Origin of the sequence: Streptomyces sp. NBC_01224 (genome assembly GCF_036002945.1) — a bacterium.
Classification (GTDB): domain Bacteria; phylum Actinomycetota; class Actinomycetes; order Streptomycetales; family Streptomycetaceae; genus Streptomyces.
Genome location: NZ_CP108529.1, coordinates 5,807,262 through 5,820,635 on the forward strand (window position 1 = coordinate 5,807,262; position 13,374 = coordinate 5,820,635).

Consider the following 13,374-nt stretch of genomic DNA (forward strand, 5'->3'; position numbering starts at 1 on the left):
GTGCAAGCGACAGGGACAATGGGGCTGTGAACAGGAGCAATAGCGGTGCGAACCTGCCGACGCTGCGCAGCCACAATGCGGCGTTGGTGCTGGATCTGCTGCGGGTGGCGGGCGAGCGCGGCATCAGCAGGCTCGAACTCGCCGAGCGTACGGGGCTCACGCCGCAGGCCGTCAGCAAGATCACCGCCCGGCTGCGAGCCGAGGGCCTGGCGGCCGATGCGGGGCACCGGGCCTCCACCGGGGGCAAGCCGCGCACCGTGCTGCGGCTGGTGCCGGACGCCGGGTACGCGGTCGGCATGCACCTGGACCGCGACGAGCTGACGGTGGTGCTCGTCGACCTGGCCGGCGCGGTTGCCGCGAGCCGTACCGCCCCGCTGGACTTCGGCGCCCCGGCGGACGAAGTGGTCGCGGTGGCGGCGTACGCGGTCGCGGCGGTACGGGACGGGGGCGCGCAGCCCGTGGACCTGCCGGTGCTCGGGGTCGGCGTGGCGGTGCCGGGGCCGCTCGACCACAGGGGCGGGGTGCTGCACCGCGTCACCGGGTTCCCGCAGTGGGACGGGTACCCGTTGCGGGACGTGCTCGCCGCGAGGACCGGGCTGCCCGTCGTCGTCGACAAGGACACCAACGCCGCTGCCCTGGGCCTCGCCCTGCGCGCGGCGGGCGCGGGCGACTTCGCGTATCTGCACCTCGGGACCGGGCTCGGCGCCGGGCTGGTCCTGGGTGGGGGGTTGCATCGCGGGGCCCGTACCGGGGCCGGTGAGTTCGGGCACCAGACCGTCCAGCTGGACGGTCCGGTGTGCAGCTGCGGGGGGCGCGGCTGCATCGAGGCGCTCTGTCTCGCCGCCGTCGCCCGCGGTGATGTCGCGGAGGCTGCACGGGTGCTGGGTACCGGCGCCGCCAACCTCGTCGGGCTGCTCGACATCGACCGGGTGATGCTGGGCGGCCGTACCGTCGCAGCCGATCCCGATGCGTACGTACGAGGCGTCCGCGCCGTGATCGACGAGCGCGCCCGGCGGGGCGGCATCGACGCGCCCGTGCCGGTCACCGCCACCGGGGGAGGGGACCGGCCGGTCGCGGAGGGGGCCGCGCAGCTGGTCCTGGCCCCGCTGTTCGGGCGGGTCGCAGGTGCGGACGTCGGAGGCGTCGGAGGTGCGGACGGGGGTGCGGACCTGATCCTGTGACCGCCCGGCGGCCGAGGGCGGCGGGTTCGACTCCGGTCCGGTGCTTCGGTCCGGTGGCCCGCGCGGCGGTCCGGGGCAGAAGCGCGGACGCGGGGCGCAGCTGAGCTGATCGAGCGGTTGCGGGCCGCCGGCCGGGCGGCCCTCCGGCATGTCGGTGCCGGTCGCCTCGCGCGCGCGTGGCAGCGTCGCGGCCCAGAACCGGTGAACTCCGGCGCACGGGGCGAGCCGACCGTCTCGCGAGCAGCGAAGGGTGCCCCCACATGCCCCCCACACCGCCCCCGTCCGGCAGACCTTCCGCTTCCACCCCTGCATCCATCCCCGCGGCCGGTCCTGTGTCCATCCCGCTGTCCTCCGCCGCCTCCATCCCCGTATCCACCGCCTCCGCGCGTCCTCCCTCGCCCTCGCCCTCGCCCTCGTCCCCGCACCCGCTCCCCGGGCGGACGCGGCACGGGCTCGCGCTCGGGCTGGCGGCGGCGAGCGTGGTTCCCGCCGTCCTCGGTGGCACATCCGCCGCACCCGCCTCCGCCGTACCTTCGGCCACCCCGGTCTCGAAGCCGAACTCCGCCACCGCCGACCAGCAGCCCACCTGCGGTGATCCCGAGGCGAGCGACTTCCCGATCAGCACCCGTATCCACGGTGGTCCGGACACCTACGCATCCGGCGGCGGCTACGGAACCTGGTTCCTGGACCTCACCAACACCACCACCGAGTCGTGCCGGGCCATCCATCCTGTGCTGGTCCTCACCGACGAGGACCGGAAGCTGACCTCCGACCAGATCCAGCTGGAGTTCGCCGAGCCGAGCCGTCCCGATGTGGAGCACCGCGTCACCTGGGAGACCACCGACCAGGACGAACACATCGGTGTCTTCGGCGGCGACGGCGCCGACTCCTTCGAGGGCTTCACCATCCCCGCGGGTTATACCGTCACCGTCGAGGTCCGGATGGCGTTCACCTCGGACACCAGCCCGGGCCGGATGACCGCCAATGCCGCGATCGTCCAGCGGCAGCCCGCAGCGAGCGGCGGGACCGGGAAGGACGACGGGGCCTGGGTCGGCGAGTCCGGCGAGTACCCCTTTGCCGTCGTAGACGACAGCGGCGAGACCGGAGAGAGCGACGAGACCGGAGAGGTCGGCGAGACGGGGGAGGTCGGCGGGACGGGGGAGGTCGGCGGGACGGGAGAGGCCGGCAGGACTGGCGAGGTCGGCAGCACGGGAAAGGTCGGCAGCACGGGAAAGGTTGGCGGGACGGGGGAGGTCGGCAAGACGGGCGAGGTCGGCAAGACAGGGGAGGTCGGCAGGACGGGGGAGATCGGTGGGACCGGGAAGGCCGGCGACACTCCCCGCTACACCCTGCCCGACGAAGCCACGCCCAGCGCCACCGTCGGCACCGGTGACACCGCCGGCACCGCTGTCACCGGCACCGGTGACGCTCCGCGGCCTCTCGCACCCGGCCGGACGACCCCTGCCGACAGCGGCCTCCCCGAGCTGGCCGCAACCGGCCCGGCCACTGTTCCCTACCCCGGCATCACCGTTGCCGGGTTCCTGATCGGCGGCGGGGCCATGGTGGTCTGGTCCCGCCGCCTGCGCCGCCGCCCCCGCCCCTGAACCGCCCCTTCCGCACCCGTCGCCAGGCCCGTCCGCGTCTGGGCGTTCACGGGTGTTCATGTCCGTCTGCCACCATCGGGCCGTGGACTACCCGTACGACCAGACACCTGGCGCACCCATTCGTTCCGGCATCCCGGAGCACGGCCGTATCCCCAAGTACTACGCGGTCAAGGCTCGTGTATCCCTCCTCATAGAGGAGTTGGGCGAGGGCGGCATGCTGCCCACCGAACGCGATCTGGCCGAGCGCTACGAAGTCTCGCGCGAGACGGTGCGTCAGGCGCTGCGCGAACTCCTGCTGGAGGGGCGGCTCGCCCGCCAGGGGCGCGGCACCGTCGTCGCGGGCCCCAAGCTGGAGCAGCCGCTCTCGCTGGCGAGCTATACGGAAGGCGTACGCCGCCAGGGCCGCACCCCTGGCCGTCACCTCATCGGCTTGGAGCGGTTCCCCTGCCCCGAGGCGCTGGCCGCCGACATCGGGGTGGGGAGCGGCGAACCGGTCTGGCACCTGGAGCGGGTGCTGCTCGCCGATGACGACCGGGTCGGCCTGGAGAGCACGTACGTCTCCGTCGCCCGCGTACCGGATCTCGACAAGGGATTCGACCCCGACTCGTCCTTCTACGCCTACCTCCGCGACCGGCTCGGGATCTCCTTCGGTGATGCGGACGAGCGGATCGAGACCGTGCTCGCGACGCCGCGCGAGGCGCTGCTCATCGGTACGCCGCCCGCACTGCCCATGCTGCTGATCCACCGGATCTCGCGCGATACGGACGGGAAGCCGCTGGAGCGCGTACGGACCCTTTTCCGCGGGGACAGGTTCTCCTTCACCGCACACCTGGGCGCGCAGGGCGGACGCTGAACGGCCCCGAACGGCCCCGGACACGGCAGCCGCCGATCGACTCATCACGATAACGAGAATGTAACGGGTCTAGTCCAAGCTTGGGGCCCAGTTCACCCTCCCGTTGCCGTACCGATCCGTACGGGTCACCGGCCCCGAGGAGCGTAGCCGTCGTGAGAGTCATCGTCGTAGGAGCCGGCGTGGTGGGAACCATGCACGCCTGGCACGCAGTGAACCGCGGCCACGAGGTCGTACAGATCGAGCGCGAGAGCGAGGCACGCGGGGCATCGCTCCGCAATTTCGGACAGATATGGGTCAGCGGCCGGGCCGGTGGCGAGGAGCTGGAGACCGCGCTTCGCGCCCGTGAGTTGTGGGAGGGCATCGGGGCCCGGGTCCCCGGCCTCGGCTTCCGGCCCTGCGGCTCGCTCACCCCGCTCCGCACCGAGCTGGAGACCGCCGTCGCGGAGGCGGCCGTCGCCCGCCCCGACGCGGCGGCCCGCGGCTACAAGCTGCTCACCGCCGACGAGGCCCGCGCGATCAACCCCGCGCTGCGCGGCGACTTCACCGCCGCCCTGTGGTGCGAGCGGGATGCGGCGGTCGAGCCGCGCACCGCCCAACTGGCACTGAAGCAGGAGCTGGTGAAGTCCGGGCGGTATACGTACCTCGGCGGGCGTGAGGTCCGCGAGGTGATGGGTACCGCCTCCGTCCGCGACGACCACGGCGATGTGCACACCGGTGACGCCGTGATCCTGGCCACCGGAGCCTGGCTCGGCGGACTCGTCCGCGAACTGGCCGGCCCCGATCTGCCGGTGCGTCGCGTACGCCTCCAGATGATGCAGACCGACCCGCTCGGCGAGCCGCTCACCACCTCCGTCGCCGACGCCGACAGCTTCCGCTACTACCCGGCGTACCGGAGCGAGTCGCTGGACACCCTCAACGCCCGGCAGGCACAGGCGCCGACCGCCGCCGAGCACAGGATGCAGCTCCTGATGGTGCAGCGCCGCGACGGCGGACTGACTATTGGCGACACCCACGAGTACGAGCACCCCTTCTCCTTCGACACCGTCGAGGAGCCGTACGAGCACCTCACCGGGGTCGTCGAATCCTTCCTCGGCCGCCCGCTGCCGAGGATCCGCCACCGCTGGGCCGGGGTTTACGCCCAGTGCACCGACACCGGCCGGGTCGTCCACCGCCAGCAGGTGCGAGACGGCGTCTGGCTGGTCACCGGACCGGGCGGCCGCGGCATGACCTGCTCACCCGCAATCGCCGAAACGACCGCCAACGAACTGGGCTGGTGAAGAAGTTGACTTCGCAGAACCCCCTCGACCTGATCGTGCTCGACATGGCCGGCACCACCGTCGCCGACGGCGGCCTCGTCGAGCAGGCCTTCTCCGCCGCGGCCCAGCGCCTCGGCGTGGAGCCCGGCTCCGCCGACCACGCCGGGAAGCTCGACTACGTACGCGCCACCATGGGCGAGTCCAAGATCTCCGTCTTCCGCCACCTCTTCGGTGACGAGGGCCGGGCCCAGCAGGCCAACACCGCCTTCGAGGAGGCGTACGGGGAACTGGTCGACCGCGGCCTCATCGCCCCGGTCCCCGGCGCCCGCGAGGCGATCGAGGAGCTGAAGGCAGCCGGCCGCACGGTGGTCCTCACCACCGGGTTCGCGCGCGTCACCCAGGACGCGATCCTCGCCGCACTCGGCTGGCAGGACCTGGCCGACCTGACCCTGTGCCCCGCCGACGCGGGAGGGCGCGGGCGCCCCCACCCGGACATGGTCCTCGCCGCATTCCTGCGCACCGGTGCGGTGGACGGTGTCCAGCAGACCGTGGTCGCCGGGGACACCTCGTACGACATGCTCAGCGGCGTCCGCTCCGGGGCCGGGATCGTCGCGGGCGTGCTGACCGGCGCACACGACAAGGACCAGCTGACCCGCAACGGGGCCACCCACGTCCTGCGTTCGGTCGCCGAGCTGCCGGACCTCGTCGCCCGGGCGGAAGCATGACCGGCGGGGCCACCGGCGGGATCCGTTTCGATCAGGTCAGCGTCGCCTACGGCGGGAACACCGTCCTCGACCGGCTCGATCTGACCGTCGAACCCGGCGAGGTCATGGCGCTGCTCGGGCCCTCCGGGTCCGGCAAGACCACCGCCCTGCGCGCCGTCGCCGGATTCGTGCAGCCCGCCTCGGGCCGGGTGTACCTCGGCGACCGCGATGTCACCGGGCTGCCGCCGCACAAACGCGGCATCGGCATGGTCGTCCAGCAGTACGCCCTCTTCCCGCACATGCGGGTGAAGGACAACGTCGCCTTCGGACTCAAGGCCCGCAAGGCGGCGAAGGCGGAGATCCCCGAGCGGGTCGCCGAGGCCCTCGAACTCGTCGGCATGGCCGCCTACGCCGAGCGCTACCCGCGCGAACTCTCCGGCGGCCAGCAGCAGCGCGTCGCCATCGCCCGCGCGCTCGCCATCCGCCCCGGCGTGCTCCTGCTCGACGAACCGCTCTCCGCGCTCGACGCCCAGCTGCGCTCCGGAATGCTCGCCGAACTGGCGCGACTGCACCGGGAGTTGCCGGACGTCTCCATCCTGTACGTCACCCACGACCAGGTCGAGGCGCTCACCCTCGCCGACCGGATCGCGGTCATGGACAAGGCGCGGCTGCAGGACTGCGGCACCCCGCAGGAGCTGTACCGCCGTCCGCGTACGGAGTTCACCGCGTCGTTCGTCGGCAACGCGAATCTGCTGCCGGTCACCGTCGCCGACGGCGCCGACACCGTCGACTTCGCGGGGCGCGCGCTCGACGTACCGACCGGCGAAGCGGCCGGCGGTGCCACCGCCACGCTGTGCGTCCGGCCCCATCTGGTCGGGCTCGGCGACGGGCCCAACGCGCTGAGCGGCACGATCGCCGAGGTGCAGTGGCGGGGCTCCACCCACCGGCTGTACGTCGACGTCGACGGGCACCGGGTCAAGGCGGACCTCCGCGAGCTGCGTGAGACGCCGGCGCTCGGTGACACGGTGACGCTGCACTTCGCCGCGGAGGATGCGGTGCTGCTGCCTGCGGGCACGGCACCGGGAGCCGGAGGAGGGGCGCATGCCTAGCGCGCTGACCGCGGACGTCCGCCCGGGACCGTCAGGCAGCCGGTCCGTCCTCGGGCGGCGGACGGGCTCGATCGCCGGCCCGCGCAGGCCCATCGAGGGCCCGGACCGGGGTGCGGGCGACCGCCGGATCCCCCGCTTCGTCTGGGCGCTGCCGCCCGTCGCCGTCCTCGCACTCGTCTTCCTCTACCCGCTGGCCCTCGTCGTTCAGCAGTCCGTCAGCCCGGACGAGGGCGGCACCTCGCTCGCCCCGTACGGTGACGTGTTCGCCTCCGAGTCGTTCCGCTCCGCGCTGACGACCACCGTGTGGCTGGCGGTCGGTTCGACAGTCGGATGTCTGGTGCTGGGCTTCGTCCTGGCCATGGTCATCGCGTTCGTGCCGTTCCCCGGAGGCAGGGCGGTCGCCAAGTTCATCGACGTCTTCCTCTCCTTCCCGTCGTTCCTGATCACGCTCGCCCTGCTGTTCATCTACGGCAATGTCGGCATGGCCAACGGCCTGTGGACGGACGTCACCGGGGCATCGAACGGGCCCTTCGACTTCCTCACCACCCCGTGGGGCGTGCTGCTCGCCGAGGTCACGTACTTCACCCCGTTCGTGATGCGCCCGCTGCTCGCCGCGTTCTCGCAGCTCGACACCGCGCAGTTGGAGGTGGCGTCCTCGCTGGGCGCCAAGCCGGCCCGGATCGTGCGGCAGGTGATCCTCCCCGAGGCGCTCCCCGCGCTCGCCGCGGGCGGCAGCCTCGTCCTCGTGATGTGTCTCAACGAGTTCGGCATCGTGCTGTTCACCGGCGCGAAAGGGGTCACGACCCTGCCGATGCTCGTCTACAGCAAGGCGATCCTGGAGTCCGACTACCCGGCAGCCTGTGTCGTCGCCGTCGTCAACATCGCGATCTCCGTGGGTCTCTACAGCCTGTATCGGATGGTGAGCCGCCGTGTTGGTGCATAGCCGTACGGGGAAGTGGGCCGCCTGGGCCGTGTTCTTCGTGCTCTTCGTCCCGCTGTTCGCGGTGCCGCTGCTGGTCATCCTCGCCGCGTCGTTCACCACCAACTGGTCCGGCGCCTTCCCCTCGGGCCCGACCACCGTGCACTACGCGGCCGCGACCGGCGGCGACTCCCTCCAGGCCCTGACCACCAGCCTGATCACCGCCGTCAGCGCCAGTCTGCTCGCGCTCACCGTCGGCACCTGGGCCGCGCTCGCCGCCGCCTCGCTGCGCAGGCGCGGCAGGGGGTTCCTCGACGCGCTGTTCATGCTGCCGGTCGCCGTGCCGTCGGTCGTCGTCGGCCTCGCCGTGCTCGTCGCGTTCAGCAAGCCGCCGATGCTGCTGAACGGGACGCGCTGGATCGTGATCCTGGCGCACACGATTCTTGTCACGGCGTTCGCCTATTCGTCGGTTTCGGCGGCAATAGTGCGTCTCGACCCGATGTACGAACAGGCGGCGGCCAGTCTCGGCGCCCGGCCCTCGTACATCCTGTGGCGCATCAAGCTGCCGCTCCTGCTGCCGGCCCTCACGGCGGCCGCAGGGCTCTGCTTCGCGCTGTCCATGGGTGAGTTGAGCGCCACGATGATGCTCTACCCGCCGGACTGGACACCGCTCCCGGTGCAGATCTTCGCGGCCACCGACCGTGGCTCGCTGTTCACCGGAGCGGCCGTCGCCGTGGTCCTGATGGGAACGACGCTGCTCGTGCTGCTCGGCGTCGCCCGAATCCGCACCAGGGCCTCGTACCGCTGATCCGTCGATCCGTGGATCGGCCGATACCCCCCCCGTACTGACTCCGGCCGGCTTCCGGCCGACATCCAGGAGATACGACTGCCATGCGCAAGAACCACCTCAAGCCCATAGCCGCCGTCACCGGCTGCGTCGCCCTCGCCGCCACCCTCTCCGCCTGTGGCGGCTCGTCGGCCGCCTCCGACGAGAAGGTCGTCACCGTCTACAGCGCGGACGGCCTCAAGGGCGAGAACGGCGACGGCTGGTACGACAAGGTCTTCAAGGACTTCGAGAAGAAGACCGGCATCAAGGTCAAGTACGTGGAGGGCGGCTCCGGCGAGATGGTGCAGCGCGCCGTCCGCGAGAAGTCCAACACCCAGGCCGATGTGCTGGTCACCCTGCCGCCGTTCATCCAGCAGGCCGACACCAAGGGCCTCCTGACGGCGTACGCACCGGCCGGCTCCGACAAGGTCGACGGCGCCGACAAGGCGTCCGACTCCAAGTGGACCTCCGTCGTCAACAACTACTTCGGCTTCATCCACAACAAGAAGGAGCTGAAGTCGGCACCCACCACCTGGGAGGAACTGCTCGACGGAAAGTTCAAGAACAAGATCCAGTACTCCACCCCCGGAGTCGCCGGCGACGGCACGGCCGTACTGATCAAGGCCATGCACGACTTCGGCGGCAAGGAGCAGGCGATGGAGTACCTGAAGAAGCTCCAGGCAAACAACGTCGGCCCGTCCGCCTCCACCGGCAAGCTCGCTCCCAAGGTCGACAAGGGCGAACTGCTCGCTGCCAACGGAGATGTCCAGATGAACTACGCACAGTCCAAGGACATGCCGAACCTCGGCATCTGGTTCCCCGCGAAGGAGGGCGGCAAGCCCACCACCTTCGCCCTGCCGTACGCGGCCGGCCTGGTCGACAAGGCCCCGCACAGCGCCAACGGCAAGAAGCTGCTCGACTTCATGCTCTCCGAGCAGGCCCAGAAGGACGTCAGCGCGGTCGGCGGCGGCTTCTCGGCCCGCACGGACGTCGAGGCCACCGACGCCAACGCCATCGAGCTCGCCAAGCTGATGGACGGCGTGGAGATCTTCCAGCCCGACTGGTCGGACATCGGAACCAACCTGGACACGTACGTAGAGGCCTGGAAGTCCGCCACCGGCAGCTGACCGCCGGCCGGCGATTCACCTTGAGGAAAAGGGACTTCGGCGGATCATCGCGCAAAGGTAACGGGTCTGGACCGTCCTGGAGGCGGAACCGGGCGACCATGCGCCGATGACCCGGCACCGGGTGATTGGGTACCGGGCGTTCCGGCCGTATCGGCTGGTTGAACGGACGGCCTAAAATTGGGGATGTCGGCGCTGCACAACGCGGTGCCGCCGGCGTCCCCGCACACGGCGTACGGCAGGAGTCCCACATGGCAGAGCGCAAGCCGATCTCATCCTGGCTCACCGACATGGACGGAGTCCTGATCCACGAGGGGACGCCGATCCCCGGAGCGGATGCCTTCATCAAGCGGTTGCGGGACTCGGGGCTGCCCTTCCTGGTTCTCACGAACAACTCGATCTACACGGCTCGCGACCTCCACGCCCGCCTGGACCGCATGGGTCTGGACGTGCCCGTGGAGAACATCTGGACCTCTGCCCTGGCCACCGCCCAGTTCCTGGACGACCAGCGGCCCGGCGGCACGGCGTACGTCATCGGAGAGGCCGGGCTCACCACCGCCCTGCACGACATCGGCTACGTCCTCACCGACCACGAGCCGGACTACGTGGTCCTCGGAGAGACCCGTACATATAGCTTCGAGGCGCTCACCAAGGCGATAAGGCTGATCAACGGCGGCGCCCGCTTCATCTGCACCAACCCGGACGAGACCGGCCCGTCCGCCGAGGGCCCGCTGCCCGCCACCGGGTCCGTCGCCGCCCTCATCACCAAGGCCACCGGCAAGGCCCCGTATTTCGCGGGCAAGCCCAACCCGCTGATGATGCGCACCGGACTCAACGCGATCGGCGCCCACTCCGAGTCCAGCGCCATGATCGGCGACCGGATGGATACCGATGTGCTGGCCGGCCTGGAGGCGGGGATGCAGACGTTCCTGGTCCTCACCGGTCTCACCACAATGGCGGATATCGACAGGTACCCCTTCCGGCCGTCCACGGTCGTCGATTCCATCGCCGATCTGGTCGACCTCGTCGACGTGAGCTGAGCCCGGCGGGGCACCGGCCCGAGGGGGCGGGGGAAAACGTTCCGATGGGGCCTTGCCTGCCCGCCCCGCCCCCCGTGCTCCTGCGGATGCGAAAAGCCGGAGCAGGCGTGAACCTTCCCTAAGGAGGTTCACGATGCGTTCGATATCCCTCACGTTCTGTGCCGTCGCGGCCGTCGCGGCGATCCTGGTGCCGGCTTCCGCCGCACTGGCCGAATCCGGGTCCGGCCAGACGGGCTCGGACTCCCGCGCCACACTCTCGGTGACCCCGCCCTCCGCCGCCCCGGGCGGCGACGTGGCCCTCAGGCTGGACGCCTGCGGGGGCAAGGAGGCCAGGGGCACTTCCGATGCCTTCGTCTCGGAGGCGCGCTTCTCGCCCGCCGCGGACGGGGGCCTCTTCGCGCAGGCCCGGATCAGCTCGGACGCCTCCCCGGGCGACCACGACATCCAGATCGTCTGTACGGACGACAAAGGCACCAAGACATCCGGCAGGGTCACCGTCATCGACCGCGACCGGGCCACGCCCCTCGCGCCGGTCAGCGCGGGAGGCGGCGGCACCGCCGTCCTCACCGACAAACAAGCCCATCAGGACGGCCCCGGCGCCGTGCATGTGGTGATCGGCCTGGCCCTGGCCGCCGTCGCGGCCGCCGCCGTGGGATTCCGCAGCGTGCGCCGTCGCCGCCCGGCCGAGGACTGACGTGTCCGCCCCCGACCGCCCCGAGGGTCGCGGTCGGCTGCTCACCGGAGTGGCCTGGGCCGTCCTGCTGATGGGCCTGTGGCTCTGGGGCCGCGACATCGCCGACGGCTCCGGCGCCAGCTCCGCCCCGACCACCGGCGACATCGCCGCGGTCGGGCGCCCGCTCGGCGTCCCGCTGCCACCGCCGCACGACCCGATCGAGGGCGCCGCGCCGGAGCGGGTCGAGGTCCCGTCGATCGGCATCAAGGCGCCCGTGGTCGCCCGCGGCCTGGACAAGGACGGGGCGATCGAACCACCGCCGTTCGACACGCCCCACACCGTCGGCTGGTACGGCAACGGCACCGAGCCCGGTGCGAAGGGCGCCGCCCTCTTCGTCGGCCACGTCGACACCGAGACCCAACCGGCTGTCTTCTACGGGCTCAGCGCGGCCCGCCCCGGCGCCAAGGTCGAGGTGACCCGCGCGGACGGCAGGGTCGCCGAATTCACCATCGACGACGTCCAGGTCTTCACCCGGGAACGCTTCAACGCCGACAAGGCGTACGGCCCCCACAGGATCGGCCGCGCGGAACTCCGCCTGATCACCTGCGGCGGCACCTACGACCGGGCGTCGCGCTCGTACGACGCGAATGTGGTCGTCTCGGCCTACCTGACCGGCGAGAAGTCCGCGGGGAGCGGCAGCGACTGACGACGCCGGTATCCGGCCCGGCCGACAGCCCTCTTCCCCCGGGGCGCCGGCCGGGCCGGTCCTCGACCGCGGCGGGCGGGTGCGGGAGTAGCCGGCGCCGACACGGGAGGCCAGGGGGCGGACCGTGCCCGACACTCCAGGGCGGCGAACCGCCTGGGCCCAGAGATGTTCTGACGCACCGTCGGTAATCGGTCACTCTCGGCTTCCGGGTGAACGGACAGAAGCCCTGTGCCAGGATGAAGGGGACGCGGCAGTGCACCGCCGTCGCACCCGAGGGGGAGTGGATGTACGGCAGTTACGACGGCCGGCCGGGCATGAGGCGAGCGGGTGCGGTGGCCGTGGCCGGGGCCGTTCTGCTGCTCGCGGGATGTTCCTCCTCGTCCGGCTCCGGCGGTGCGGGCCCGTCCGGCTCGTCCCCCGGTTCGGGCGGCGCGGGCAAGAGTGCCGGTGCCATCGGTCAGCGACCCCGGGGCAGCGACCCGTACTGGGTCAACCCGGACGGGAACGCGGCCAGGCAGGTCGCCGCTTACACGAAGGACGGCGACGGGGAGAACGCCGGTCTGATCGAGAAGATCGCGCGGCAGCCCGTCGGCGAGTGGATCGGTCCGCACGATCCGGAGGCCGAGGCGAAGGGCTTCACGGAGGCGGCCGAGAAGGCCGACCGGGAAGCGCTGCTGGTCCTCTACAACATCCCGCACCGCGACTGCGGGCAGTTCTCCAAGGGCGGCGCCGCCGACGGCCATGCGTACCGGGTCTGGCTGGAGGGCGTCGCCAAGGGCATCGGTGACCGGCGCGCCACGGTGATCCTGGAGCCGGACGCGCTGCTGCACATGGTCGACGGGTGCACGCCACAGGAGTTCCACGAGGAGCGGTACGACCTGCTGAAGGGGGCCGTCGAGCGGCTCAAGCAGCAGCCGGACACCCGCGTCTACATGGACGCCGGCAATGCCGGCTGGCGCACCCCCGACACGCTTTTCCGGCCGCTCCGGCGGGCGGGCATCGAAGCGGCCGACGGATTCGCCGTCAACGTCTCCAACTTCCAGACCACGGCGGCCAGTACGGAATTCGGCAAGCAGCTCTCGGCGAAGATCGGCGACAAGTCGTTCGTCATCGATACCAGCCGCAACGGCAACGGCCCGTACAGCGGGGGCGCGCCCGAGGAGAACTGGTGCAACCCGCCCGGCCGCGCGCTCGGCGAGACGCCGACGACCGACACGGGTGACGAACTGGTCGACGCATACCTCTGGGTCAAGCGGCCCGGCGAGTCCGACGGTGACTGCAAGGGCGGCCCGAAGGCGGGCGATTGGTGGCCCGAGTACGCGCTGGGGCTGGCCCGGGCGACGAAATAGGGTGCGGGGCGCCCCGAATCACCGGACGCC

At 71.4% G+C, this 13,374-nt stretch carries 13 protein-coding genes; all 13 read left to right on the forward strand.

Going from position 1 to position 13,374, the window contains the following annotated elements; genetic code table 11:
- Window positions 1-26: 26 nt before the first annotated feature.
- Window positions 27-1,181, forward strand: coding sequence for an ROK family transcriptional regulator (locus OG609_RS26140; RefSeq protein WP_327275053.1), 1,155 nt, complete (start codon window positions 27-29; stop codon window positions 1,179-1,181).
- 260 nt (window positions 1,182-1,441) lie between these two features.
- Entirely contained in the window at window positions 1,442-2,785 is a 1,344-nt protein-coding gene (locus OG609_RS26145; RefSeq protein WP_327275054.1) for a hypothetical protein, read from the forward strand.
- Between the two features lie 82 nt (window positions 2,786-2,867).
- Window positions 2,868-3,638 (forward strand): GntR family transcriptional regulator, encoded by a 771-nt coding sequence (locus tag OG609_RS26150; protein WP_327275055.1) that lies wholly within the window; start codon window positions 2,868-2,870, stop codon window positions 3,636-3,638.
- A gap of 152 nt (window positions 3,639-3,790) precedes the next feature.
- On the forward strand, window positions 3,791-4,915 hold the full coding sequence (locus OG609_RS26155; RefSeq protein ID WP_327275056.1) for a TIGR03364 family FAD-dependent oxidoreductase: 1,125 nt from the start codon (window positions 3,791-3,793) through the stop codon (window positions 4,913-4,915).
- Window positions 4,912-5,619, forward strand: coding sequence for a phosphonatase-like hydrolase (locus OG609_RS26160; protein ID WP_327275057.1), 708 nt, complete (start codon window positions 4,912-4,914; stop codon window positions 5,617-5,619). The genes OG609_RS26155 and OG609_RS26160 overlap by 4 nt, the downstream gene beginning before the upstream one ends.
- A complete protein-coding gene (locus tag OG609_RS26165; RefSeq protein ID WP_327275058.1) occupies window positions 5,616-6,707 on the forward strand; it encodes an ABC transporter ATP-binding protein in 1,092 nt (363 codons plus the stop codon). The genes OG609_RS26160 and OG609_RS26165 overlap by 4 nt, the downstream gene beginning before the upstream one ends.
- On the forward strand, window positions 6,700-7,650 hold the full coding sequence (locus OG609_RS26170; protein WP_327275059.1) for a 2-aminoethylphosphonate ABC transporter permease subunit: 951 nt from the start codon (window positions 6,700-6,702) through the stop codon (window positions 7,648-7,650). Before OG609_RS26165 ends, OG609_RS26170 begins: the two co-directional genes overlap by 8 nt.
- Complete coding sequence (locus OG609_RS26175; RefSeq protein WP_327275060.1) at window positions 7,637-8,434, forward strand: ABC transporter permease; 798 nt, start codon at window positions 7,637-7,639, stop codon at window positions 8,432-8,434. Before OG609_RS26170 ends, OG609_RS26175 begins: the two co-directional genes overlap by 14 nt.
- 83 nt (window positions 8,435-8,517) lie before the next feature.
- Entirely contained in the window at window positions 8,518-9,579 is a 1,062-nt protein-coding gene (locus tag OG609_RS26180) for a 2-aminoethylphosphonate ABC transporter substrate-binding protein (protein ID WP_327275061.1), read from the forward strand.
- 248 nt (window positions 9,580-9,827) lie between these two features.
- Window positions 9,828-10,616, forward strand: coding sequence for an HAD-IIA family hydrolase (locus tag OG609_RS26185; RefSeq protein ID WP_327275062.1), 789 nt, complete (start codon window positions 9,828-9,830; stop codon window positions 10,614-10,616).
- 133 nt (window positions 10,617-10,749) lie between these two features.
- Window positions 10,750-11,310 carry a hypothetical protein gene (locus OG609_RS26190; protein ID WP_327275063.1) on the forward strand — a complete coding sequence of 187 codons (561 nt, stop codon included), beginning with the start codon at window positions 10,750-10,752 and terminating at the stop codon, window positions 11,308-11,310.
- 1 nt (window position 11,311) lies between these two features.
- Window positions 11,312-11,995 (forward strand): class F sortase, encoded by a 684-nt coding sequence (locus OG609_RS26195; RefSeq protein WP_327275064.1) that lies wholly within the window; start codon window positions 11,312-11,314, stop codon window positions 11,993-11,995.
- A 284-nt stretch (window positions 11,996-12,279) separates the two neighbouring features.
- The gene (locus OG609_RS26200) at window positions 12,280-13,344 is read left to right on the forward strand and encodes a glycoside hydrolase family 6 protein (protein ID WP_327278189.1); all 1,065 of its coding nucleotides are present in this window, start codon (window positions 12,280-12,282) and stop codon (window positions 13,342-13,344) included.
- Window positions 13,345-13,374: the final 30 nt, after the last annotated feature.

Excerpts from the sequence above, each read along its gene's own strand:
- OG609_RS26145 (WP_327275054.1), top strand. The coding sequence starts at position 1,442 with ATGCCCCCCACACCGCCCCCGTCCGGCAGACCTTCCGCTTCCACCCCT.
- OG609_RS26165 (WP_327275058.1), top strand. The coding sequence starts at position 5,616 with ATGACCGGCGGGGCCACCGGCGGGATCCGTTTCGATCAGGTCAGCGTC.
- OG609_RS26170 (WP_327275059.1), top strand. The coding sequence starts at position 6,700 with ATGCCTAGCGCGCTGACCGCGGACGTCCGCCCGGGACCGTCAGGCAGC.
- OG609_RS26180 (WP_327275061.1), top strand. The coding sequence starts at position 8,518 with ATGCGCAAGAACCACCTCAAGCCCATAGCCGCCGTCACCGGCTGCGTC.
- OG609_RS26185 (WP_327275062.1), top strand. The coding sequence starts at position 9,828 with ATGGCAGAGCGCAAGCCGATCTCATCCTGGCTCACCGACATGGACGGA.
- OG609_RS26190 (WP_327275063.1), top strand. The coding sequence starts at position 10,750 with ATGCGTTCGATATCCCTCACGTTCTGTGCCGTCGCGGCCGTCGCGGCG.
- OG609_RS26200 (WP_327278189.1), top strand. The coding sequence starts at position 12,280 with ATGTACGGCAGTTACGACGGCCGGCCGGGCATGAGGCGAGCGGGTGCG.